23 protein-coding genes and 1 pseudogene are annotated in these 24,115 nt (G+C 35.5%); 22 read left to right on the forward strand and 2 right to left on the reverse strand.

Features of this window, described 5'->3' with window-relative positions:
• Positions 1-51: 51 nt before the first annotated feature.
• A complete protein-coding gene (locus IGJ44_RS05840; protein ID WP_194193026.1) occupies positions 52-675 on the reverse strand; it encodes a hypothetical protein in 624 nt (207 codons plus the stop codon).
• Positions 676-1,161: 486 nt separating this feature from the next.
• Between IGJ44_RS05840 and IGJ44_RS05845 the strand changes: the two genes are divergently transcribed.
• The 3 genes from IGJ44_RS05845 (at position 1,162) to IGJ44_RS05855 (ending at position 3,849) form a co-directional block, all read left to right on the forward strand.
• The gene (locus IGJ44_RS05845) at positions 1,162-1,539 is read left to right on the forward strand and encodes a DUF7006 family protein (RefSeq protein ID WP_005234961.1); all 378 of its coding nucleotides are present in this window, start codon (positions 1,162-1,164) and stop codon (positions 1,537-1,539) included.
• Between the two features lie 137 nt (positions 1,540-1,676).
• Positions 1,677-2,444 (forward strand): putative ABC transporter permease, encoded by a 768-nt coding sequence (locus tag IGJ44_RS05850; protein ID WP_034868446.1) that lies wholly within the window; start codon positions 1,677-1,679, stop codon positions 2,442-2,444.
• A 205-nt stretch (positions 2,445-2,649) separates the two neighbouring features.
• Positions 2,650-3,849 (forward strand): 3D domain-containing protein, encoded by a 1,200-nt coding sequence (locus IGJ44_RS05855; protein ID WP_167826775.1) that lies wholly within the window; start codon positions 2,650-2,652, stop codon positions 3,847-3,849.
• A gap of 223 nt (positions 3,850-4,072) precedes the next feature.
• On the opposite strand, the gene IGJ44_RS05860 is transcribed toward IGJ44_RS05855, so the two are convergent.
• Positions 4,073-5,542 (reverse strand): helix-turn-helix domain-containing protein, encoded by a 1,470-nt coding sequence (locus IGJ44_RS05860; protein ID WP_430606322.1) that lies wholly within the window; start codon positions 5,540-5,542, stop codon positions 4,073-4,075.
• 854 nt (positions 5,543-6,396) lie between these two features.
• Between IGJ44_RS05860 and IGJ44_RS05865 the strand changes: the two genes are divergently transcribed.
• The 19 genes and pseudogenes from IGJ44_RS05865 to IGJ44_RS05955 all read left to right on the forward strand — a co-directional run bounded on the left by IGJ44_RS05865 (position 6,397) and on the right by IGJ44_RS05955 (position 24,103).
• Entirely contained in the window at positions 6,397-7,266 is an 870-nt protein-coding gene (locus IGJ44_RS05865; protein WP_430606324.1) for a hypothetical protein, read from the forward strand.
• 49 nt (positions 7,267-7,315) lie between these two features.
• Positions 7,316-8,248, forward strand: coding sequence for an LCP family protein (locus tag IGJ44_RS05870; RefSeq protein ID WP_430606326.1), 933 nt, complete (start codon positions 7,316-7,318; stop codon positions 8,246-8,248).
• 15 nt (positions 8,249-8,263) lie between these two features.
• Entirely contained in the window at positions 8,264-9,043 is a 780-nt protein-coding gene (locus IGJ44_RS05875) for a YveK family protein (RefSeq protein WP_016608123.1), read from the forward strand.
• A gap of 9 nt (positions 9,044-9,052) precedes the next feature.
• The gene (locus IGJ44_RS05880; RefSeq protein WP_005234973.1) at positions 9,053-9,760 is read left to right on the forward strand and encodes a CpsD/CapB family tyrosine-protein kinase; all 708 of its coding nucleotides are present in this window, start codon (positions 9,053-9,055) and stop codon (positions 9,758-9,760) included.
• A 23-nt stretch (positions 9,761-9,783) separates the two neighbouring features.
• Entirely contained in the window at positions 9,784-10,548 is a 765-nt protein-coding gene (locus IGJ44_RS05885) for a tyrosine-protein phosphatase (protein WP_430606327.1), read from the forward strand.
• A gap of 12 nt (positions 10,549-10,560) precedes the next feature.
• The gene (locus IGJ44_RS05890; RefSeq protein ID WP_430606328.1) at positions 10,561-12,378 is read left to right on the forward strand and encodes a polysaccharide biosynthesis protein; all 1,818 of its coding nucleotides are present in this window, start codon (positions 10,561-10,563) and stop codon (positions 12,376-12,378) included.
• Positions 12,379-12,390: 12 nt separating this feature from the next.
• Positions 12,391-13,005 carry a sugar transferase gene (locus IGJ44_RS05895; protein WP_430606330.1) on the forward strand — a complete coding sequence of 205 codons (615 nt, stop codon included), beginning with the start codon at positions 12,391-12,393 and terminating at the stop codon, positions 13,003-13,005.
• Entirely contained in the window at positions 13,002-13,835 is an 834-nt protein-coding gene (locus tag IGJ44_RS05900; RefSeq protein WP_430606332.1) for an NAD-dependent epimerase/dehydratase family protein, read from the forward strand. The genes IGJ44_RS05895 and IGJ44_RS05900 overlap by 4 nt, the downstream gene beginning before the upstream one ends.
• 1 nt (position 13,836) lies before the next feature.
• On the forward strand, positions 13,837-14,583 hold the full coding sequence (locus tag IGJ44_RS05905; RefSeq protein WP_270306522.1) for a glycosyltransferase family 2 protein: 747 nt from the start codon (positions 13,837-13,839) through the stop codon (positions 14,581-14,583).
• Entirely contained in the window at positions 14,584-15,357 is a 774-nt protein-coding gene (locus tag IGJ44_RS05910; RefSeq protein WP_270288008.1) for a glycosyltransferase family A protein, read from the forward strand.
• 15 nt (positions 15,358-15,372) lie between these two features.
• Positions 15,373-16,521: an O-antigen ligase family protein gene (locus IGJ44_RS05915; RefSeq protein WP_430606334.1), complete on the forward strand. Its 1,149-nt coding sequence runs from the start codon at positions 15,373-15,375 to the stop codon at positions 16,519-16,521.
• The gene (locus IGJ44_RS05920; RefSeq protein WP_429969768.1) at positions 16,490-17,365 is read left to right on the forward strand and encodes a glycosyltransferase; all 876 of its coding nucleotides are present in this window, start codon (positions 16,490-16,492) and stop codon (positions 17,363-17,365) included. Before IGJ44_RS05915 ends, IGJ44_RS05920 begins: the two co-directional genes overlap by 32 nt.
• 25 nt (positions 17,366-17,390) lie before the next feature.
• Positions 17,391-18,245, forward strand: coding sequence for a glycosyltransferase (locus tag IGJ44_RS05925; protein WP_430606336.1), 855 nt, complete (start codon positions 17,391-17,393; stop codon positions 18,243-18,245).
• Positions 18,235-19,506 carry a flippase gene (locus IGJ44_RS05930; RefSeq protein ID WP_429969770.1) on the forward strand — a complete coding sequence of 424 codons (1,272 nt, stop codon included), beginning with the start codon at positions 18,235-18,237 and terminating at the stop codon, positions 19,504-19,506. Before IGJ44_RS05925 ends, IGJ44_RS05930 begins: the two co-directional genes overlap by 11 nt.
• The gene (rfbA, locus tag IGJ44_RS05935) at positions 19,503-20,372 is read left to right on the forward strand and encodes a glucose-1-phosphate thymidylyltransferase RfbA (protein ID WP_430606338.1); all 870 of its coding nucleotides are present in this window, start codon (positions 19,503-19,505) and stop codon (positions 20,370-20,372) included. The genes IGJ44_RS05930 and rfbA overlap by 4 nt, the downstream gene beginning before the upstream one ends.
• Positions 20,373-20,374: 2 nt before the next feature.
• Entirely contained in the window at positions 20,375-20,962 is a 588-nt protein-coding gene (rfbC, locus tag IGJ44_RS05940; protein WP_430606340.1) for a dTDP-4-dehydrorhamnose 3,5-epimerase, read from the forward strand.
• A gap of 13 nt (positions 20,963-20,975) precedes the next feature.
• On the forward strand, positions 20,976-22,004 hold the full coding sequence (gene rfbB / locus IGJ44_RS05945) for a dTDP-glucose 4,6-dehydratase (RefSeq protein WP_430606343.1): 1,029 nt from the start codon (positions 20,976-20,978) through the stop codon (positions 22,002-22,004).
• Between the two features lie 50 nt (positions 22,005-22,054).
• A pseudogene (gene rfbD / locus IGJ44_RS05950) lies at positions 22,055-22,894 on the forward strand (dTDP-4-dehydrorhamnose reductase).
• A 42-nt stretch (positions 22,895-22,936) separates the two neighbouring features.
• A complete protein-coding gene (locus IGJ44_RS05955) occupies positions 22,937-24,103 on the forward strand; it encodes a nucleotide sugar dehydrogenase (protein ID WP_430606344.1) in 1,167 nt (388 codons plus the stop codon).
• The last annotated feature ends 12 nt before the right edge of the window (positions 24,104-24,115 follow it).

Here is a 24,115-nt window from a genome sequence, read left to right on the forward strand (position 1 = left end):
ATCTGCGACCATTTTTGCGGCTATTTGCCAAAATGGTTACAGATGTTTTGTTTATTCTTCTTTGAAGCTGTTCATGATCGCTGTTAGTTCCTCTTTTGAAGAGTCGTATAAGCTTTCTAACGTCCAACCATACAACTGAACGTAATTATTTTCGGTTTCAAGTACATAATAAATATAGTGGATATTTAGCCCTTCAACTGTCGCTGGGAAATCAACGAAATAGGCCTTCGTGTCAGGAATTGGTAAAAAGGTGGCAGTCGTATTGAAGCTCGTTGCCAAATTTTCTTGAACCAATCCGAGATAAGTTTCTAAATCGGCAAAATCTTGTTTCGATTCAACGACTGCAGCTAAGTATTTTGTTTCTAACGCATCGGACAACATGAAATCATTGTCAGGATTCAATGAAGTGAAATCAGGTACCTCTTGCCAATTGCCAGGTAAATCGATGGTATAGTTTGTTCCGCTCACGCCTGTGATGGTCTGTTCCGAACTTGGTAAAGCCGCTTCGCTGGAAGAGACCGTCGATTCTTGGGCGACTTCTGTTGACGAAGTCATAGATAAGCTTGTAGCGCTTGCATTTTCCGTACTTTCTGAAGCTGGTTTCTCCTCTTTTGGCGTGCAGCCAGCAAAAAGAAGTGTGAACCCCAATAAACTAAAAACAACACTTTTTCTCATTATTCTCACGTTCCCCTTTGTTTTTTATTTTCAAATAACCAACATTATTTAGTTAATCGTATAATAGGAAAGGAAATAACGCAATAAAATATTCTCAGTTATTGCATGAATCGAAAAAAATAAAGGAATGTTAAATAGTAAATTTAAAAAATGAAGCGGAAATAACTGACTATTACCGCTTATTTTCACTTTTTTCTTAGATTGATGCAAAAGTTGATTATAAATACGGGGCGACTTTTGCTATGCTTTAGAAAAGAAAGGAAGCATTAAAAGAATAGTGAAGTTAAAAATTGTGTCGGTTATATCTATAAAATAATAGTGTGTTTTTTATGTATCTATTTGTTTTGAATAATTGTCAGAATTTTGTTGCGAAATACTATGGCTTCTTTCGATACAAAAAAGGCGACATCAGCAACAGTCGGATAGAGAAAGATAGCTCAAAGCGGCGAGGAAATAGAAGAAACATAGGATCAACGTTTAAAAATAATGGAACTAGGGGGAAGGAAATTGTTTTATCAATCAGTGAATGAGTATCTAGTAAAAATGAGAGAAGGATTATCTGCTGAAACCATTAAAGGTGAAATGCCATCAGTCTATGCGTACTGGTTAGCACAGGAAGCAGAATTGAAAAAAATATTGAAAAACAAAGACATGGCTTTTTGGATGGACATCCAACGAGTTCTCTTGATCGATGCAAAATTAGTATTACTTCGCAGTTACATCAATGACTACGATTTTCACGGATTTTCCGAAGATGAGATCATTGCCAATGTGGAACAAGATCATTTTACCTTTAACAAAGAACTGTGTGGCTATAGTTTGAAAGAACAGGTGCACCCATCAATTATTTTTGGTGATCAATAAGCAACAAAAAAGACCGTTCAAACGAGGAATAAGCTCCTACACTGATTCAAAATAAGACCGATTGATTTGTGGTATGATTGTGATGACAAGTACGATTGCACAGATCATTGCAAAAGTTTGAAAAGGAGCGGATAGGTATGGTTCAATTTGAACGGATCATTTTATTGTTTTTCTTGTACTCATTTATCGGATGGCTTTGGGAAACCATTTATTGCTCACTAAAAGCCAAGCACTTTGTGTATCGGGGCTTCCTTATTGGTCCGATCACACCCATCTACGGCTTTGGGATTCTTGGCGTTGTCTATTTTTTACGGCCATTGCATGAGCAAGTGATTCCACTGTTCTTTGCGGCAGCGTTGTTGGTTACCGTGCTTGAATATGTGACAAGTTATTTACTTGAGCGTTTTTTTCATGCCTCATGGTGGGATTATAAAGAAGTCCCATTGAATATCAATGGACGGGTGGCATTGCCGATTTCTCTTTTTTGGGGCGTGTGCTGTGTGCTGATTGTTCGATTTGTTCATCCGCAAATGCTGGAGATTGTTCAAACATTGAGTGCTCGGGTGGGATTCTTATTGCCAGTTTTCTTATTAATGGTTCTCTCTTTTGATATGGGCTATACCCTAGCTAACTTGGTTGCCTTTCAGAAAGCGGTGCAACAAGTCAATCAAGCCTTTGAACAGCACAAAAAAGAATTGGCTGAAAATATTGAGCAATATAAAAACGATTGGCAAGGGCGCTTCGCAGCGTTTCCAGAAGAATGGCGCGTTTTAAAACAAAATCTACCGAGATTGAATTTCCATCAAAGAAGACTCTTAAAAAACTTTCAAAAGTTAGAAATCAATCAGATAAAAAGCAGTCAGGAATTGTCTCGATTTATTGAAGCCATTCGTAGGAAAAAATAGGTTTGTTACGGTTTGATTACAAATAATAAACCCTTATCAATGCTGATTCTTCCCACTTCTGACTAATTTCAGTCGGAAAAGACGATGAAAACACCCACTTTTACGATAATTTGTAATAAATTGTAAAGGTCCTGCAATAAAATTCTTCTTAAGAATTTGTATAATAGGATATGTTGGAAACCATAGTGAGAAGTGAGGGAATTTTTTGAAGGCAAAGAAACTACGAACAATCGTTGTCGCTGTCTTTGCGGCAGGAATCGTTTCTCCAATCTTTGCGCAGGCTGAGTCACTTGAATCATTGCAAGAGCAAGAAAGTGCCGTCATGCAGCAAAGTCAGGAAATCAGTACGGAAGTACAGATTGCATTGACTGATGTGAATGCGAAATACAGTGAGGTAGAAGAGCTAAAAGCTCAAATCGCTGAAAATGAAGAATCATTAGCAACAACCAAAGCAGAAATCAAAACTGCACAAGAAACAATTGAAAAGCGTGAAGCAGTCGTTGCGGAACGTATGAAAGACATCCAAGTCAATGGCGGGGCAACCAGAGACTGGACGGTATTGTTAGAATCATCCAACATCCAAGATTTTATCAATCGTGCCTATGCAATGACGATGTTACAAAACTTGGAAAAAGAAAAGATCGATTCATTGACAGCAGAAAAAGAAAAGCTGGAAGCTTTAGAAGAAAAAGCACAGTCAACACAGCAATCATTGAAAGAAAATCAAACCGCATTAGAATCAGAAGCCAAAACACTGGATTCAAAAATTGCGAATCTACAAGCCCAATTGAAAGAAAACGAAGCAACTTTGGCACAAATTGCTTCCAGCAAAGAAGCTGAAACAGCTCGCTTAGCTGCTGAAAAAGCAGCAGAAGAACGAGCAGCCAAAGAAGCGGCGGAACAAGCAGCGAAAGAAAAAGCTGAAAAAGAAGCAGCCCAGGCTGCCGAACGTTCAAGCGCTTCTGAATCACAAGCGTCTGCTTCATCGAGCAGCAATACGACTGAAAGCAGCAGCTCATCATCGAGCAGCTCTTCAAACAGTAACAATAGCTCAACTAACAGCTCAAGCAATACAAGTAACAACAGTAATAACAATAGCAACAACAGCAATACAAGCAGCGGTCGGACATTGATGATGGAATCAACTGCTTACTCGTATAAAGAAGCTGGCTCTAGTTTCTTTACAGCAAGTGGTACAGACTTACGTAAAAATCCAATGGCAGTTGCCGTTGATCCAAGCGTGATTCCGTTAGGCACCTTAGTCAATGTTGAAGGCTATGGCGTAGCACTAGCGCTTGATACTGGTGGCGCGATCAAAGGAAACATCATTGATGTTCACTTTGATAACGTCGCACAATGTATCCAGTGGGGCCGTCGTCAAGTAAAAGTAACGATCCTCGATTAATCAATCAACTAGCAAGAAGCAGCTCACTGAATGAAGTGGCTGCTTCTTTTTTTGCTTTTAATGGAGGAAGTCATAAGAAGAGAGCGTATCGCTGCGTCAGTGCTGACACGAACGATACCGCTCTGGATTTATTGTTAAACTGATCACAAGCTCTTACGATTGTTCTCAGGAGCATTTTTTGAACAGCTTGGTCAGAAGGAGGAGAACAGACGGTGCACGATTATCAAGGATTGAAATTGGCATTCAATTTCTCTTCTAAAGCTTCCCAGTCGTGCTCATCGGGAAAGGTTTTGAATAGCAAATAATCAATGTCTTGGGCATATTCGGTAATATATTCCGTATAGTTGGTTACGATCAAATCAATTTGATTTTTTTCCAAATAGCCTGCCGACAATTCATTGGAGTCCGGGAAATAAAAGGTCCGAGAACTGCGCAAATAACGAACAGATTTGCATTTTAATAATTGGCATAAATAAAAGGGTCCTTCGAACAAAAACGCGATATTCTTCTTGGCTTGCCAGTACAAAGATTTAATAGAAGTAACATACATCGTAAGACTCGTTCCTAAGTGTTCCAGTGTGTTACTGTCCCAAATTTCTCTGGCTAATGGTTGCGTCAACAGATAGTTTTTAAATAGATGGTAATCATCCGTATATGCCTCTTCGACAAATTGAACGGTATCAGAAATCATATGATTTAATAAGGGGGATAATAACTGCTTGATTTTTGCTACCGTAAAAAAGGACTCCACTAAGAGTCGGTCACGAGCGCTATCTTGTGTATCTGGCAAGCAATCCTTGACAAAGGCTGTCGCAAGCTGCTTGATTTCAGGCCAATGATTATACTCTCTACAAAAGGTCTGCTCGATCGCTAAGTTACTGATTGAGCGACGGGTTTTCACTAGTAAGAACAAATAAAGGACTTCCTCATAGGGAAGCTCTTTTTGGTATTGCTCACTCACAGTCTCATTGATTTCAGAAAATAGCCGAAAATCATTATACTGTTCAAATATTTTTTTAATTTGCTTAGGCAACTCGATACGTTGACCTGCACAATGGCGCTCAAAGGTGATATACAAGTAATAATTGAATTCACCAAATGAACAAGCATGTTGGTCAAGTTGGTAACATCTTGAAAAAGCACTGGCAGTGATATTTTGGATGGCGATCGGTGGAAAAATCGTATGAGCAGTAATCTCCGATTCATAATAGAAATCATGGAAAAACTTACGAATATTGATTTCCTCACCAAGAAAGCAAATAGGATTGGTTTGGATCTCCAAACGATAGAAAGAAAAAATAGGTTGTACTTTCCGCAAATAGCGAAGAACAGTGCTTTCTGATATATGGTACTTCTCGGCCCATTCTGATGAGCTATAAAGATCGTTGTGGAAAATACTTTCGATGATATGGAACAAAATCTCATCGGCAATCAGCGCACGTTTTTTCGTTAAATACACAGCGGAATGTTTGATTGAAAAAATATACCCCTTGTGAGAAGAGTCGATCGATAAACAGTCGCCAAAATACTCTTTTAGATCCGTCACATCCGTCACGATTGTTCGCGTGGTACTTCCTGAAATCTTTGCCAAACCTTGAGTCGAACATTGATAATTTTTCTCGAATGCCATCAAAATTTTCAGCCATCGAATCGTTGCAGTGTTGGTAATAAAATTAATTTGAAAATTTCTCAAGACGTGGCTCCTTTCATGAATAAAATCGTAAATCTTACTTATTCATCTTAATGAAGATAGGGAAGAAAAAACAAATCACGTATTTCATCGATTGGTGAAATCTATACCTGAGCCTGTGTAAGATTTTTTGCATTTTCTATAAATCAACTGAAAATCGGCATATATATAGGTAGAAACACGTTTTTACAGTGCAAAGAAGGAAATTGATTGGCATTGAATAGTAAGAGAGAGGTGACAATTTTATTACGATAAAATAAAAATTGAGTGATTAACTATATTTAAAATAAACTGATAGAAGTTGGTGAGGTGAAATTGAGGGAGAAAGTCACTTTTCTGAAGATAACTTATAATTTTAACAGGAACGATTGGCGTAAAGAAATAGTAACCGCGAAAGAAACCCTTAGTGCACCAAGAAAAATATTCAGTTTTGCCAAACCGATTTATAATAACAAGAAAAGTATTTAACTTTTCTTTCTGAAAATCTTATCTTTTCTATTTATAATGAAAAGATGTTGAGAAAATGAACGAATGTAATCGCTCGAGGTTATTTTTCTATGATATAACAACTCTCAAAGACGATGAGAACAACGATTATCACTGAATTATTTATTATTTAAAATGAGGGTTTAAAAAAACTGTCAAGTATGCTTCACGTTATTTATGTATATTTAAAATAACTGATGTTTGCCACTGTATAAGTCTTTTATTGACGAAAAATATACCTTTAAAAAGAAAAAACAGGAATTTCCTTTATTTAATGATACATTTCTCTTATAATAAACTAGAATTGCCTTTATTATGTGAGACGAAGGCAGCATGCTTAAACAAGCACAATTGAATTAGGGAGTGTGTTCATGGGAAAGCCGTTAATAAAGACTTTGACTGTGTTAGCTGTGGGAATCGGAGCCATCTTAATATGTTTGATAGGTTACCGACAAAATAACCTAAGACAATATCAGCAACGAGTCGAATACGCACAGACAGCGATTGCAAGCGAGCGAGAGCGCTTAAATGAACTGTCCGGAGAAATTGCTGGTATGTACAGCAACGAAGAGCAAACGTTTTTACGAAGTGATCTTAGCGAAGAAGAGGTTTTGAAAACTGTCGCGAAACTATCAGCAGTAAAAGTATCTGCAGATGATTACGGAATCGAAGAGAGCGCATTGCCGGGCGAATCTGTTGAGATTCAAGAAAAGAAACAAGCGCTGGATGATCAACTAAAAGTGATTGAGGCAAAAGTGAAAGTACAAGCTAAGACAGCAGCGTTGTTTACTGAAGGTATTTCGAATTGGCAAGCTGCTGAGAACAATGTCACTATTAAAGAGGATTTAAAAGAAACGGACTTAGGGAATGTACGTGAGGATTTAAATTTTCTTGAAGATGGTCCATGGAAAGACCTTGTTTCTGCTTATTTAGAGTTTGCGACCGCTCAATTGGATCGCATTACACAAATTCAAGCCAGCTTGAATGCTATGCTGCAAGAAAATGTTGTAACTAGCGAAGTGACTTTGGATGGCTATTTAGCTCTGATTGACAGCATCAATCAAGTGCGAAATCAAGTGCTCAAAGATTCTTTTACAGAGTCCGCTAATTCAATTGCGGCACAAATGGGGTATACAGGCTATACCAGTTATATTCCCTCAGCTTCAACTGGAAGTTATTCTGACGATACATCAACAGGAGACGGTACTGGAACAGACATGAGTTCAGCGTCTTACTATTAGATAAGTTGAATCGTGCTGAAGGAAATTTTAGATAACTGGAGGAAAGCAAATGTCAAAAGGAAAAAAAATCTTTTTAATTATCCTTACAATCGTTGCAGTGTTAGTCATCGGATTGATCGGTGTTGCTGCTAAACTATATTTTGATGTGTCAAACTCAATTAACGAAACCTATCAATCAGTTGAGCGTGATCGAGAAGATCGCCTACGTGAAAATGATGTCAATCTATCCCAACAAGAGTCCTTCTCGGTTTTACTGATGGGGATCGATACCGGTGATTTAGGCAGAGTCGAACAAGGCCGTTCTGATACCATGATGGTGGTGACCATCAGTCCTCAAGACAATCAGACGACGGTGGTGAGTATTGGACGAGATTCCTATGTCGATATCGTTGGACACGGGACGACAGATAAAATTAACCATGCCTATGCTTTTGGTGGACCAGCGATGGCAATGAATACCGTAGAAAAATTCTTAGATATTCCGATCGATCATTATGTATCAATCAATATGGCTGGCTTGAAAGAATTAGTCGATGCAGTTGGTGGCATTGAAGTTGACAATGAGATCACCTTTTCGCAAGATGGCTTTGATTTTGCAATCGGACGTACGTCATTAAATGGCGAACAAGCCCTTGCCTATTCAAGAATGCGTTATGAAGATCCAAACGGCGATTATGGTCGTCAAGAACGCCAACGGAAAATCGTTGAAGGGATCGTTAAGAAAGTCTTGAGTCTTGATGGAATCACCCAATATCAAACGATTTTAAATGCTGTTGAGCAAAACATGAAAACAGATATGAGTTTCGATGACATGCGAACTTTAGCATTTAATTATCGCAGTGCCTTTCAAACGATCAAACAAGACCAGTTGCAAGGGGAAGGATTCATGCAAGACGGCATCTCATATCAGCGAGTGAGTGACGAAGAACTAGCAAGAGTTCAAAAAGAGTTGAAAGCTCAACTAAATCTAGAGAATGAATAGGAAAGTGGAGAAAAGATGGAAGAAACAATTAGCTTAAAAGAAATATTCGCAATTCTACGGAAACACTTAGCTGCTATTTTTATTTCAATGTTTGCTGGTTTGGCTTTAGCAGGGATATTCACCTTCTTTGTCATTACACCTAAATACAGTTCACAAGCCCAGTTGATTGTGACATTGCCGCAATCAGAAACTACCAATGCAAACGATGTAAATACAAACCTGCAAATGATCAATACGTATAAGGATATGATCGTCAGTGATTTAGTTATGACACAAGTAAAGGATCGACTGGAGTCCGAAAACAACCTTGACTTGACTGTCGGACAATTGAAGGAATCCATTTCAATCAATCAATCGCAAAACTCACAAATGTTTTCTATTCAGGCAACTAGTACCAATGCAGTGTCAGCGCAAAATATTGCCAACACGACTGCATTAGTCTTTCAAGAAAATGCCCAAGATGTTATGAATGTTGATAAAATCTCAATCATTTCAAGTGCGGTAGCTAGTACTACACCAGTTTCACCTAACAACAAACTAAACTTAGCCATTGGTCTAGTACTAGGCATCATGGTCGGTGTTGGCTTAGCCTTCTTATTGGAGCTGCTAGATCGAACCGTTAAAGATGATAAGTTTGTAACCGAAACATTAGGCTTTACCGTATTAGGTACTGTACCCCAAATGTCACCAAAAGAATTGGCTGCGACCATTCAGAAAAAACCAAGTGCACCATTTATTAAGAAACCGCAAGGCGACAAATCGGCAGAATCACGCCGCAGTCGTAGTCGGGTCTAGGAGGGAACAATGATGGCAAAAAAACAAGAACGTACTGGGACACAGACACATGCAGTAAGTTTGATCACGCTAATTGATCCTTCTTCACCAATCTCAGAGCAATATCGTACGATCCGTACAAATATTCAATTTGCGTCTTCAGCAGATAAGCAAATCAAGACCATTGTTGTTACTTCTTCTGGTCCAGGTGAAGGGAAATCGACAACCTCAGCCAATTTAGCGGTTGTTTTTGCTAAATCAGGACAACGGGTCTTGTTAGTCGATGCCGATATGCGGAAGCCTACAGTATACAAGACATTCAGCTTAAATAATGCGAGTGGATTGAGTACCGTATTAAGTACCTCAACGAGCGTCCTTGAAGCAGCCCAAAAAACGGTGATCGATAATTTATCTGTCTTAACAAGTGGACCAAAACCACCAAATCCATCTGAGCTACTTGGATCGGCACGAATGAACCAAGTGATGGAAGAAGCGAAAAACCTTTATGATGTGGTTATTTTTGATATGCCACCAGTTGTAGCAGTCACTGATGCACAAATCATGGCATCTAAAGCAGACGGAACGATTTTAGTGGTTCGAGAGAATGTTGCTCGGAAAGAATCCTTAACAAAAGCGAGAGATCTTTTGAATATGGTTCAAGCAAGAATCATTGGTGTGGTCTATAACGGTGCCGAACACTCGAAAGATTCAGGTTACTACTATTATTATGGAAATTAATTAATTTGAAGGAGACGAGAGAAATGATTGATTTACATTGCCACATTTTACCAGGAATTGATGATGGTGCAGAAGACATCAATGCGAGCATTGCTATGGCTGAAAAAGCGATTAGCCAAGGAATTACGCATATCCTTTGTACCCCACATCACAACAATGGAAAATACCGCAATCCGAAGTCAGAGGTCATTTCTCTCGTTACTTCTTTACAAGAAGAATTGGATGCACGGAACTTGTCCTTGACAGTACTTGAGGGACAAGAGGTGAGGATAACAGGAGATTTAATTGAGGATATACAGAAAAATGACATCCTTTTTACAGATCTTGATGATACGTATATCTTGATAGAATTTCCTACGATTGAAGTGCCTACGTATACAGAACAAATATTCTTCGATTTACTACAGCTGGGAAAGATTCCAGTCATTGTCCACCCCGAGCGGAATGCTCATTTTAGAAAAGACCCTAACAATCTCATCCCTTTTTTGGATATGGGCTGTTTAGCACAGTTAACTGCGCCAAGCTATGTCGGCGTATTTGGAAAAGAGATCCAAAAAACAGCAAAAATAATGGTTGAACATAATCTTGTTCAGATGGTCGCTTCGGATGCTCATGGCGTTACAAAACGCACCTTTAATTTAAAAGAAGCCTACAATCAAATTGAAAAAGATTTTAGTTTGCAGAAAGTAACATTGATGAAACAAGTGGCAAAAGATTTGATAAACGGGGATCAAATCAGTTTTCCAAGTTATATAGAAGTGAAAAAAAAGAAATTCGGGTTATTTTAGGGGGCAACTGGGTTGTTTGAATTAACGAGAAGAAGAAAAATTGTAACTTTGATAGTTTTAGATAGTTTATTGATCATAGCAGCGAATATTGCAGCAGTTTATTTTATGAGACCCTTTGTGGCGATTCCAAGGGAATTTACAATGATCTCTGTGAGTCTGTCTGTCGGCTTCTACCTGTTTTATGGTTCCGTGTTCCGTGTTTTTTCTCGGATCAATCGTTACACGAACTTGAAAGAAATGATTGCTATCTTCCTGGCTATATCATGCAGCGCTTTTACATGTAATGTGATCTTATTTTTCGGTGATGAAACCTATAGCGTGCGGTTAGTGATCTTTACGTACTTTCTTTCGCTCTTTTTGATCATAGCTAGTCGATTGATTTGGCGGATCTATATTGAAAGAAAAAACATGAGGGGGACGTCCAATGAGGTTGTCAAAAATACCCTGATCGTCGGCGCAGGTGAAGGCGGTCGTATTCTTTACAATAGCTTTGTAGGTTCGAAAACGGCAAGTGACATTAATATCATTGGCTTTGTCGATGATGATCCGAATAAACGAAACACGTATCTTTCTGGAAAAAAAGTCTTGGGTTGTATCACTGATTTACCTGATTTGATTCAAAAGTATGAGATCAATATGGTCACGATCGCCATTCCATCCTTGTCACGGAAAAAACTGCGAAATATTTTTAGTTTAATTGAACCTTTGCATGTCAAAGTCAATACGATGCCCTCAATGGAAGAAATCGCCTCTGGGAAAATCAGCACCTCACGTTTGAAGAAAATCGATGTCGTTGATTTGCTAGGCAGAGATGAAGTCAAATTGGATATCGACTCCATCAAAGATCAAATTACTGGAAAGACGATATTAGTGACTGGTGCTGGTGGATCGATTGGTTCCGAAATCTGTCGCCAAGTGATTCAATTCAATCCTAAAAAACTAGTTTTGTTAGGACACGGTGAAAACTCGATTTACTTAATTGACCGCGAGTTGAACATCAATTTTAAAGACAATATTACCGAAATCGTTCCCGTTATAGCCGATATACAAGATCGTGAAAAGATGTTTGAAATCATGAACCAAGTCAAACCGGATATCGTCTATCATGCAGCAGCCCATAAACACGTACCGTTGATGGAATACAATCCTAAAGAGGCAGTCAAAAACAATATTTACGGGACGAAGAATACTGCTGAAGCTGCTAAAGCTGCGAAGGTGAAAAACTTTGTAATGGTCTCTACAGATAAGGCCAATAATCCGCCAAACGTCATGGGGGCAACAAAGCGCATCTCTGAGATGATTGTTACTGGCTTAAATGAAAAAGGTTGCACGAAATTTTCTGCTGTACGTTTTGGTAATGTCTTAGGTTCAAGAGGCAGTGTGATTCCAGTATTCCGTGAGCAAATAGCAAAAGGCGGACCAATTACAGTGACTGATTTTCGCATGACTCGCTATTTCATGACGATCCCAGAAGCTAGCCGCTTAGTTATTCAGTCAGGCGCACTTGCTAAGGGTGGCGAAATCTTTATTTTAGATATGGGCGAACCGGTGAAAATCGTTGATCTTGCGAAGAATATGATTCGTCTAAGTGGTTATAGCGAAGAAGATATTGAGATTATTGAAACTGGGATTCGACCTGGGGAAAAATTATACGAAGAACTACTATTGGATAAAGAACGGAATGATGAAGCAGTCTTCGAGAAAATCTTTGTTGGCAATATCAAAGGTTATTCCTTGGAAGAGGTACTTTATTTTGTAGAAGCACTTCCTAAAGAAAGTGCTACCTTGGCTAATGAAATTGTGAAATTTGCAAATGCTTCAAACAAATAGGAGTGGGTTTTGTTGTATAAGGATGGATTGAAACGAATCATTGATTTTATTTTATCGTTAATGGGGATCGTTGTGTTATCACCAGTTTTATTACTTTTATGCTTAGCAATAAAACTAGATTCTAAGGGACCAATTATTTTCAAGCAAAAACGGGTTGGAAAGAATAAAACCTATTTTAATATTTATAAATTCAGAACAATGAAGATTGATACACCAAAAGAAATGCCGACACATCTATTAGCAGACCCTGATTTTTATATCACCAAGGTCGGAAAATTTTTAAGAAAAACAAGTTTAGATGAATTACCTCAATTGTTCAACATTATCAAAGGTGATATGGCTGTCATTGGGCCTCGTCCAGCGCTATGGAATCAATATGATTTGATTGAAGAACGTGATATGTATGGGGCAAATAATATTCGACCAGGATTGACTGGATTGGCTCAGATTAGTGGTCGAGACGAACTTGAGATTCCAATTAAGGCTGAGTTAGATGGCAAATATACGGATAATATTAGTTTAAGGATGGATATAAAATGCTTCTTTTGTACGATTACTTCTGTTTTCAAAAGTGACGGTGTCGTTGAAGGCGGGACGGGAACGATGAAGAAGGAGGAAATCGAATGAAACGAATCCTAATTACAGGAGCGAATAGTTATATCGGTACATCCTTCGAGAAATGGATGCAGCAATTTAGCGATAACTATCAAATTGATACAATTGATATGCATGGAGATCAATGGAAAGAAAAAGATTTCTCCCATTATGATTCTATTTTTCATGTCGCAGGAATTGCCCATGCAGATGTATCAAAAGTCAGTGAAGAAACGAAACAACTTTATTATAAAGTAAACTGTGACCTTGCAGTCGAAACTGCTGAAAAATACAAAAATGATTTGAATGGTAAAAACGGACAATTTATTTATATGAGTTCGATTATTATTTATGGTGAGGAAACAAACATAAATAAGAAGCGTGTTATTACTTCAGAAACTCTACCTAATCCATCTAATTTTTACGGGGATAGTAAGTGGAAAGCTGAACAAAAATTGACACCTCTCAAAAGTGACACATTTAAAATAGTATTCATCCGTCCTCCAATGATATATGGTGAGGGAAGTAAAGGAAATTATCAACTGCTTGTGAAGATAGCAAATTGGACACCAGTTTTTCCGAATATAAAAAATGAAAGATCAATGTTAAATATTTATCGCCTATGTGATTTTATTAAATTAAGAGTGGATTTTTCCGATTCCGGTGTATTTTTACCACAAGATCCAGTATTTCAGAGAACTAGTTTTATGGTCAAAGAAATAGCTGCATCAAAGGGGAAGAAGGTATATCTTTTTTCTGGATTAAATTTGATTATTTATTTACTGGGGTATTTTCCTGGTAGAATTGGAAGATTAATAAATAAAGCATTTGGAAGTTTAATTATTGAGCAAGGTGTGGATTAAATTGGATAAAGTATCGATAATAATGCCGTGTTATAATTGCGAAATGTACTTAGAAGAAGCAATAAATAGTGTTCTTAATCAATCTTACGAGAACTGGGAGCTTATATTAATTGACGATAATTCTAAAGATGATACAAAAAGAATTATTAGTAAGTACGAGAAGATGGATAAAAGAATAGTGACCTTATACCAATCTGTTAATTCAGGTGCAGCACAATCTCGTAATATTGGTGTAAATAGAGCAAGTGGTAGATACATTGCCTTTTTAGATAGTGATGATTTATGGTTTCCGAAAAAACTAGAAGAGCAAATAGCATTCATGATACAAGAAAAACTAAGTTTTTCTTGTACTTATTATAATAAAATCGATGAGAAATCAATTGATTTGGATCGAATAATAAAATATCCCGAGATTGCAGATTATAAAATGCTATTGAAGTATTGTCCTGGAAACTCAACGGTAATATATGATTCACATAAATTAGGTAAATTTGAGGTTCCAAATATAAGGAAAAGAAATGACTATCTTATGTGGATTGAAGTGATAAAAAAAGCAAAAAAATTAGGATGCTTAAATAAAGTACTAGGTTCGCATAGAGTTGTAGTAAATAGTCTTTCGTATGATAAGAAATCTCTCATTAAATACCATTGGGAAATATATAGAGTGTATGAGAACTTGAGTTTTTTTTCATCTATGTTTCTCGTACTATTTTGGATCAAAAAATCTATCTTAGGAAGTGAATATTAATTGCAAGTATTATTATCATCATTAAACAAAGATATAATGCACTATAAAAGTATGAATATAAAGACTAACGTCATAAACGTTAACCAGTGTGATGAGAATAAATATATTAAACTAGAAGAGAAAGAATTCAATGTTGAAGTATTTAACTCAAATCAAAGAGGTGTTGGAAAATCGCGTAATTTAGCATTAATAAATGCTTGGGACGATATTTTGATAATGGCAGATGATGATGAAGTTTTTGTAGATAACTATGAATCTATAATTTTGAATGAATTTAAAAACAATCCGGATGCTGATATGATAATATTTAACGTTCGGGTGCACAATAAATCGAAAATCAAAAATACTACAACTAAAAATGGACGTGTCAGATTTTTCAATGCTTTGAGATATGGAACAGTAACATTTGCGTTTAAGCGAGACAAGATTCACAAGAATGCAATATTTTTTTCTTTGTTATTTGGTGGTGGAGCTAAATATGGATCAGGAGAAGATTCTTTGTTTTTAATGAATGTCCTGAATAAAAAATTGAAAGTATATTCAGTGACTCAAACAATTGCTGATGTTTATAATGAAGATTCAACATGGTTTAAGGGATATAATGAAAAATTTTATTTTGACAAGGGAGCATTATTTGCAGCTATAAGTAGAAAGTATTTCTTTTTCTATATAATTCAGTTTTGGTTAAGAAGGTATAACAATCAAAGTTCAATCTCGAGAATTAAGGCCTTGAAATCCTTGTTCAAGGGTGCCGCAGATTATAAAAAATCATAGATATGAGGATAATTCATGATTAAGATTTTATTTTTATTTTTAACCTTTGGAAACTTTTTAACTATAAGTTACAGTTCGGAAAATTATAATATAAACTACGCAGAAGTTTTCTTGTTATTTTTTATTGTTTTGATTACACTTAAAATATTATATAAAAAAAGTGATTTCCGTATTTATTCTTTTTCTAGAAAATATATAATAACATCGTTTATTATGATAATTTACAGTATGTTAACATTTTTTTGGTCTCCTTTTGGTATGTCTTCAATATTACCAGTAATTGTGTATACATATATTATCTTAATATTTATTTTCTTTTCTAACGTCAATTTTTATCTAGAAGATTATATATATGCTAATCGAATTTTGCTTATAAGTTTGATTATTCAGCTTTCTATATCATTCTATTTAAATGGTGCAATTAACTCTACAAATTATTATACAATAAAAGAAATTGCGTCAACATTTATGGGGAATTCTAACTATTTATCGATATATATATCTTTTATATTGGTATTTGAATATGTTGGTAAGAAAAAGTATTGGTTGATTTACACTTTAATTGCCTCCTTAGGTTTGTTATTAACTATGTCTAAATCAGCAATAATTTCAGTTATATTTGTTTTGCTTTTTTATACATTATACCAAATATGGTTTTCGAGAAAAAAAGGGAAATTGTGGTTAATTTCGTCTTTAATAATACTCTTTGGAATTATCTATTTGGGGTTAATCAAAACATCAATTGGCAATGTATTTTTGAATGCAACAATTTCATCTCTTTCTGATGGATACATTTCAGGAAGAGATATACTCATCATTAATTCTTTACAAGATATCTCTCAAAATATATTTGGCATGGGATACTCTATTAAAAACGATCCACATAATTTTATTCTGATTTCTCTGAGAAGCTTTGGTATTTTTGCAGGTATTATTTCAATCATGCTATATTTGTTTCCTGTATTGAAATTGTTAAATTCAAAAGGATACAAAGGGTCAAAAACCATTCAAGCTTTCTTTTTTGCTTATTGTGTATTAATGATTCACACATTATTTGAAATATTTTTTTATTTAAATGTTTCAACTATATGGTGGGGAATAACCGTATTTTTTCTCGAAAAGGAGTTACATGATGAACATAGTGGTAATATTAAATTACAATGATGCATTTAATACATTAAAGATAGTCAACTCGCTAGTTGAATTTAATCGGATCGATAGAATTATCGTTGTTGATAATAATTCTTCAGACGATTCAGAAAAGCACCTTCAATCTTTAAATAAAAAGCCCAAAATTGATCTAATCTTTAATAAGACGAACAATGGATATTCAGCTGGAAATAATCTAGGACTTCGTTATGCTGCAAAGAAATACAAAGTTAAAAACTATATTATTAGCAATCCTGATATTATTATAAGTGAAGAAGATTTTAACTTACTTGTTGATGATATCAAAACTGATGGAGCAAAAGCAATCAGTGGATTGGTTGCAGATAATAAAAATAAAATCGTAAGGAATTTTGCTTGGAAGTTTCCTACATATTATCATTTATTCAGTGAAACAACTTTTTTTACAACCAAAGTTTCTGAGGTTATAAATAAAAGTAGATTTTATAATTTTGAAAACTATGATAATAAAATTATGAAAGTTGATGTTTTATCCGGATGTTTTTTCATTATTGACGGGGCGCTGTTTGAATCAGTAGGCTTTTTTGATGAAACAACTTTTCTTTATGGCGAAGAAAATCTATTGTTTAAAAAAATATCTTTAGTCACAGAGAAGGTATTTGTTGATACTAGAGTTAAGATTACTCATATTGGTGGAACTTCAACAAAGAAAAGTATTGGTAGTTTTATAAACAGACAAAAAATTTTATTGGAGTCTCAGAAAGTTTATATTTTAAAATGGCTTAAAGCTTCAAAATTAATAATGCCATGGTATATATGTTGTTTTAAAATTGGAACATTCGAAAAATATATTATTTCAAAAATTAGGAATAAGTTTTAAATGAACTTAGAAAGAGGAATCTTATATGAATCCCAGTGAAATTTTGGTTGTTATAATAGCATATTATCCAGATGAAAATATTGTTAAATTGACAGATTATTTTTTGAATAGAGATTTAAGAATCTTAGTTGTTAATAATTCTGAAGGTAAAAATGAGTTTTTAAAGAAAATTGAACCTAGGGTCACTTTACTATCTGACAATCGTAACAAAGGCATTGCAGAGCCGTTAAATATTGCATTAAAATTTGCTTCAGATAGTAACTATAAATTTATTTTAACTCTAGATCAAGACAGTTTTCCAAGTGAAAACTATTTGATTGAAATGGAAAAAACTATGTTAAAATTTTTAGAAGATAAAAAGACATATCCGGCAATAATAGGCCCAAAGTATGTTTATGATGATAAAAATATCGTTTCCAAAGATAGATCTACTCATTACTCTATAGTAGAGACCATTATGACATCAGGAAATATATTGAATGTTAACTTGTTTATGCAAAATAATATATGGTTTAATGAGAATTATTTTATTGATCATGTGGATCATGAGATTTGTTTTCAATTGCAATCCAAAGATTTAGTAGTTATTCAATCAGCACATGCGGTGCTTCATCATGAATTGGGATATATTTCAACAAGAAAAGTTTTTGGCAAGAATATTTCAGTTTATAATCATTCTCCATTTCGCCAGTATTATATTTATAGAAATTATATTTGGTTGTATAAAATGTATAATAAAAAATATAAAAACTGGTTTCATGATTCTAATAGAAGATTATTAAAACGTTTCATAAAAATTATTTTTTTTGAAGAAAAAAAAGTTTTAAAAATAAAGGCGATTGCCAAGGGCTTGAAAGATGGGATGTTAAATGAAGGTTAAATCAAATAAATTAGTTGAGAATTTTTTTTCTTTAGCTAGTGTACAAATCATGAACTATATTTTACCTCTTATAACTTTACCATTTCTTACAAGAACTTTAGGCGTTGAAACTTATGGATTAATTAGTTTTTCACAAGCAATTATTCAATATTTTATACTTATAACTGAATTTGGATTTAATTTAACCGGTGCACGTGATGTTTCTCAGAGTAGAGGGAATAGAATCAAACAGTCGGAGATCCTATGGTCTATAATGATATTAAAATCTATATTATTAATTGCTTGCTTTGGAATTCTGATGGTACTCGTCAACATTTTACCTAAACTACAGGGATATACAAATTTGTATTTATACACATTTGGCATGGTGTTAGGCAATGTTTTATTTCCATCATTTTATTTTCAAGGTATTGAAGAAATGAAATTTACAGCAATTTTGAATTTTGTATCCAAATTAGTATTTACTATTGGTATATTTATCTTAGTAAAAACACCGAATGATTATTTATTAGTTCCAATCTTAAACACATTAGGTTCAATATTGTCTGGTATTTTAAGTCTAACAATAATTATTATTTCAAAAAAAGCTACCATCATAATTCCAAAACGACAATTACTAGTTAAACAACTAAAAGAAGCATTTCCACTATTTTTGTCTAATGTTTTTACCAGTTTTTATACAACTAGTAGCGTAGTTATTTTAGGTTTTTTTGCTGGTAATGTTTCTGTTGGCTACTATTCTGCAGCAGATAAAATTATTAAAGCCGTAACAAATATAACATCACCATTAGTTCAAGCCGTTTATCCTAATGTAAGTTTACTACTAAAACAAAATAAAAATAATGCAGTATTATTTGTTAGGAAAATAACTAAGTATTCGACTATCATAGTGGGTATGATTTGTTTTTTACTCTGTGTAGCATCTCCATTCGCTTTTCCTTATTTTTTTGGAAATTCTTACAATCGTTCAATAAGTTTAATAATGATTATGTCTTTTATTCCTTTGATAATTTTGTGGGCTAAAATATTTGGAACTTTAGTTCTGGTAAACATGGGGTGGCAGAATAAATTATCAAAAGTCTACTTTCTGACAGGGATACTGAGTCTGATATCTACTTTTATTTTGGTTCCTCTATTCAATGAAATTGGTACTGCAGTTAATACAGTATTTATTGAATCTGTGGCTTCTCTGCTTATTATCAGATGTGTATATAAAGATGAAGAAACACGATACTTTTTAGGAGGTAGTGTAGGTAAATGAAAGGAATCATATTAGCAGGAGGATCAGGCACACGCTTGTATCCACTTACAAAAGCAACATCGAAACAATTGATGCCAATTTATGACAAGCCAATGATCTATTACCCTATGTCTACGCTGATGCTGGCTGGCATTAAAGAGATCTTGATCATCTCTACACCACAGGACACCCCGCGATTCGAAGAGCTCTTTGGCGATGGACGAGAATTAGGACTTCAGATAGAATATGCTGTTCAACCAACACCAGATGGACTTGCCCAAGCTTTCATCATTGGAGAAGAATTTATCGGAAATGAGAGTGTCTGCCTGATTTTAGGAGACAATATCTACTATGGCGGTGGCTTATCTAAGATGTTACAAAAAGCTGCTCAAAAAGAAGAAGGTGCCACGGTATTTGGTTATCATGTCAACGATCCAGAACGTTTTGGTGTGGTAGAATTTGATGAGTCGATGCAAGCTGTTTCGATTGAAGAAAAACCTGCTCTGCCAAAATCTAGCTATGCCGTGACAGGTTTATACTTCTATGATAATAAAGTTGTTGAGATTGCTAAAAAAATTGTCCCTTCTGAACGAGGAGAATTGGAAATCACCGATATCAATCAAAAGTATCTTGAAAAAGGAAAACTCTCAGTAGAAGTGATGGGACGAGGATTTGCTTGGTTAGATACAGGTACACATGAGTCCTTACTAGAAGCATCCACGTTCATTGAAACCATTGAAAAGCGACAAAATCTTAAAGTTGCTTGTTTAGAAGAAATTGCTTATCGAATGGGTTATATCAATCAGGAACAATTGATCGCATTAGCACAACCTTTGAAAAAAAATCAATATGGTCAATATTTACTGAATCTGGCAAGCGAGGCATAAACATGGGAAAACTAACTGTAACAAAAACAAAATTGACAGATGTCTTGATTATAGAGCCCGCTGTATTTGGTGATCATCGCGGATTCTTCACCGAAAGCTATTCCCAGGCCGATTTTCAAGAAGCAGGAATCACACAAAACTTCGTACAGGACAATCATTCTTTGTCTGTCGAAGCAGGTGTTTTGCGAGGACTTCATTTCCAAAAAGGAAATGCCGCGCAAACCAAATTGATTCGTGTGGTGACGGGTGCCGTTTTAGATGTAATCGTTGATATCAGAAAAGGAAGTCCAACCTATGGAGAATGGGAAGGGTTTATTTTATCTGAAAGTAATCAGAGACAATTGTTGGTCCCTAAAGGATTTGCTCATGGGTTCATGACATTGACTTCAAATGTAAACTTTTTGTACAAGTGTGATAATTATTATGATGCTGATGCTGATGCTGATGCAGGTATTGCATTTGATGATCCTGATTTGGCAATCAATTGGCCCATTGCAAAAGAAAAAGCGATTCTTTCGGAAAAAGACCAACATCACCCAACTTTAAAAGCATTCGAAGAACAAAACCCGTTTATTTATGGCGAGATATAAGGAGCGAGTGGACATGAAAAAATTCATTGTAACCGGAGGGGCAGGCTTCATTGGGTCTAATTTCGTCCATTATGTCGTTAATCATCACCCAGAGATCCATGTCACTGTTTTAGATAAACTAACTTATGCTGGAAACAAAGAAAATCTAGCGGGTCTTCCAAAGGATCGCGTAGAGTTAGTGGTTGGCGATATTGCTGATAGCACATTAGTCGATCAGTTGGTTCAGCAAACGGATGCGGTGGTTCATTATGCTGCAGAATCACACAATGATAACTCATTGAAAGATCCATTTCCTTTTGTTCAGACAAATCTTATTGGTACCTATACATTGATTGAAGCTTGTCGAAAATACGATGTGCGTTATCACCACGTATCAACCGATGAAGTTTACGGAGATCTGCCGTTACGAAAAGATCTTCCAGGACATGGAGAAGGACCAGGGGAGAAGTTTACCGACCAAACACCCTATAACCCATCTAGTCCCTATTCTTCCACAAAGGCTGGCTCTGATTTATTAGTCAAAGCTTGGGTTCGTTCGTTTGGTTTGCGGGCAACACTTTCTAACTGTTCCAATAATTATGGTCCGTACCAACATATTGAAAAATTTATTCCACGCCAAATTACGAATATTCTGAGTGGCATTCGACCAAAATTATATGGTGAAGGAAAAAATGTTCGCGATTGGATCCATACAAATGATCATTCTTCAGCGGTATGGACAATCTTAACAAAAGGTCGAATTGGCGAGACTTACTTGATTGGTGCTGATGGAGAAGCAGACAACAAATCAGTCATTGAAACGATTTTAACATTGATGGGAGAGCCAAAAGATGCTTATGATCATGTGACTGATCGCCCCGGTCATGACTTGCGGTATGCCATTGATGCCTCAAAATTAAAAGAAGAATTGGGTTGGCAGCCGATGTTCACGGATTTTGAAGAAGGTCTAGCTGATACGATCGACTGGTATCGAAACAATCCTTCTTGGTGGCAAGATGAAAAAGCACAAGTAGAGAAAAGTTACGCAGAACAAGGACAATAAGGAATCAAAAGCAGGAGAGATCCTGCTTTTTTGAAAGGAAGCGATCATTTATGTACTTATTCACAGGAGGAAATGGCCAATTAGGCAGTGAATTACGTCATCTATTTGATGAAAAAGGTATTAACTACGTGTCTACAGATGCGAAAGAGATGGATATCACAGATGAAACGGTCACGATGGAGAAAGTAAAAGAAATCCGCCCATCAGTTATCTTTCATTGCGCTGCGTATACCGCAGTTGATAAGGCAGAAGAAGAAGGCAAAGAATTAGATGAGTTAATCAATGTCACTGGCACAAGAAATGTGGTCCTGGCTACAAAAGCTATAGGTGCAAAACTTGTTTATATCAGTACTGACTATGTTTTTGATGGAGAAAAGCAAGTTGGTGAATACCAAGTCGATGATCAAGTAAATCCCCAAAATGAATACGGAAGAACCAAATTATTAGGGGAACAAGCAGTCCAATAAATATTGGATGATTACTATATTATTCGTACTTCTTGGGTCTTTGGACGGTACGGACACAATTTTGTCTATACCATGCAGCGATTAGCTAAGGAACATAAGACTTTAACAGTAGTAAATGATCAATATGGGCGCCCAACTTGGACACGAACATTAGCAGAATTTATGCTTTATGTTATCGAAAAGCAAGCACCGACGGGAATTTATCATCTTTCGAATGATAACAGCTGCTCATGGCATGAATTTGCGTGCGAAATACTAAAAGATTCAGATGTAGTTGTCAAGCCGATTCCTTCTGCCGAGTTCCCACAAAAGGCGAAGCGACCACAATATTCAGTGATGAATCTTTCAAAAGCAAAAGAGTTGGGATTTGAAATCCCAACATGGCAAGAAGCGTTAGGAATGATGGTGCAATCTAGTAAGTAATTAGAGATGTATTAAAAAAAAATTGTATTGGTGGAATAAAAAATGAACATTTCTGTTTTTGGATTAGGCTATGTCGGACTAGCAAACGCGTTATTATTATCTCAAACTGAACATGTTAAAGCGTATGATATTGTAAATGAAAAAGTTAATCTTTTACGTCAAAGGAAATCACCTTTAGAAGACAAAGAAATACACGAATTTTTGAAACGTGATGACTTGAATATTGAGTTCACGAACGATTTTGAAGAAGCTGTAAACTTTGCAGATTATCTAATTATTGCTACACCAACTGATTATGATGAAGTGAAGAACTATTTTAATACATCTACAGTTGAAGACGTTATAGAAAAAGCATTGGCAATACGCCCAGATGCAACCTTCATAATTAAATCGACTGTACCAGTTGGATATACGTTAGATGTAAAGGCAAGATTTAATACTGAGAATATTATCTTTTCTCCTGAATTTTTGAGAGAAGGCAAAGCTTTATATGACAATTTGTATCCTTCCAGAATTGTTGTAGGTGAGGTTTCTGATCGGGGAAAAGAAATTGCTGCTATGTTCAAAGATAGCTGTATTAAAGAAGAAGTGCCGGTTTTACTCACTCATTCTACTGAAGCAGAGGCAATAAAACTTTTTTCAAATACGTATCTTGCCCTAAGAGTAGCGTATTTCAATGAGTTAGACACTTATGCAGAGTCACGTGGTTTAGATAGTAGACAAATAATTGAAGGTGTAGGATTAGATCCACGTATAGGCTCACATTATAATAATCCTTCTTTTGGTTATGGTGGATATTGCTTACCGAAGGATACAAAGCAGTTAAGAGCAAACTATGAAGATGTCCCTAGTAATATTATTGGTGCTATTGTAGAAGCGAATACTACCCGAAAGGATTTTATTGCTGATCAAATTATTGCAAAAAAACCTAAAGTGGTTGGTATCTATCGTCTGACTATGAAGGCAAACTCAGATAATTTCAGATACTCTTCCATCCAGGGAATTATGAAACGTATTAAAGCAAAAGGTATAGAAGTTGTTGTCTATGAACCAACTTTAGATGCAGCTGAATTTTATCATTCAAGAGTAATAAAAGATTTTGATGATTTTAAAGATTTGTCTGATGTAATAGTTACCAATCGTTTTGAAGAAATTTTGAAGGATGTTGAGAATAAGGTATATACAAGAGATATCTTTGGAGACAACTAACTTCGTTTTGTT

The organism is Enterococcus sp. DIV1368d, from assembly GCF_050542975.1.
GTDB lineage: Bacteria > Bacillota > Bacilli > Lactobacillales > Enterococcaceae > Enterococcus_D > Enterococcus_D casseliflavus.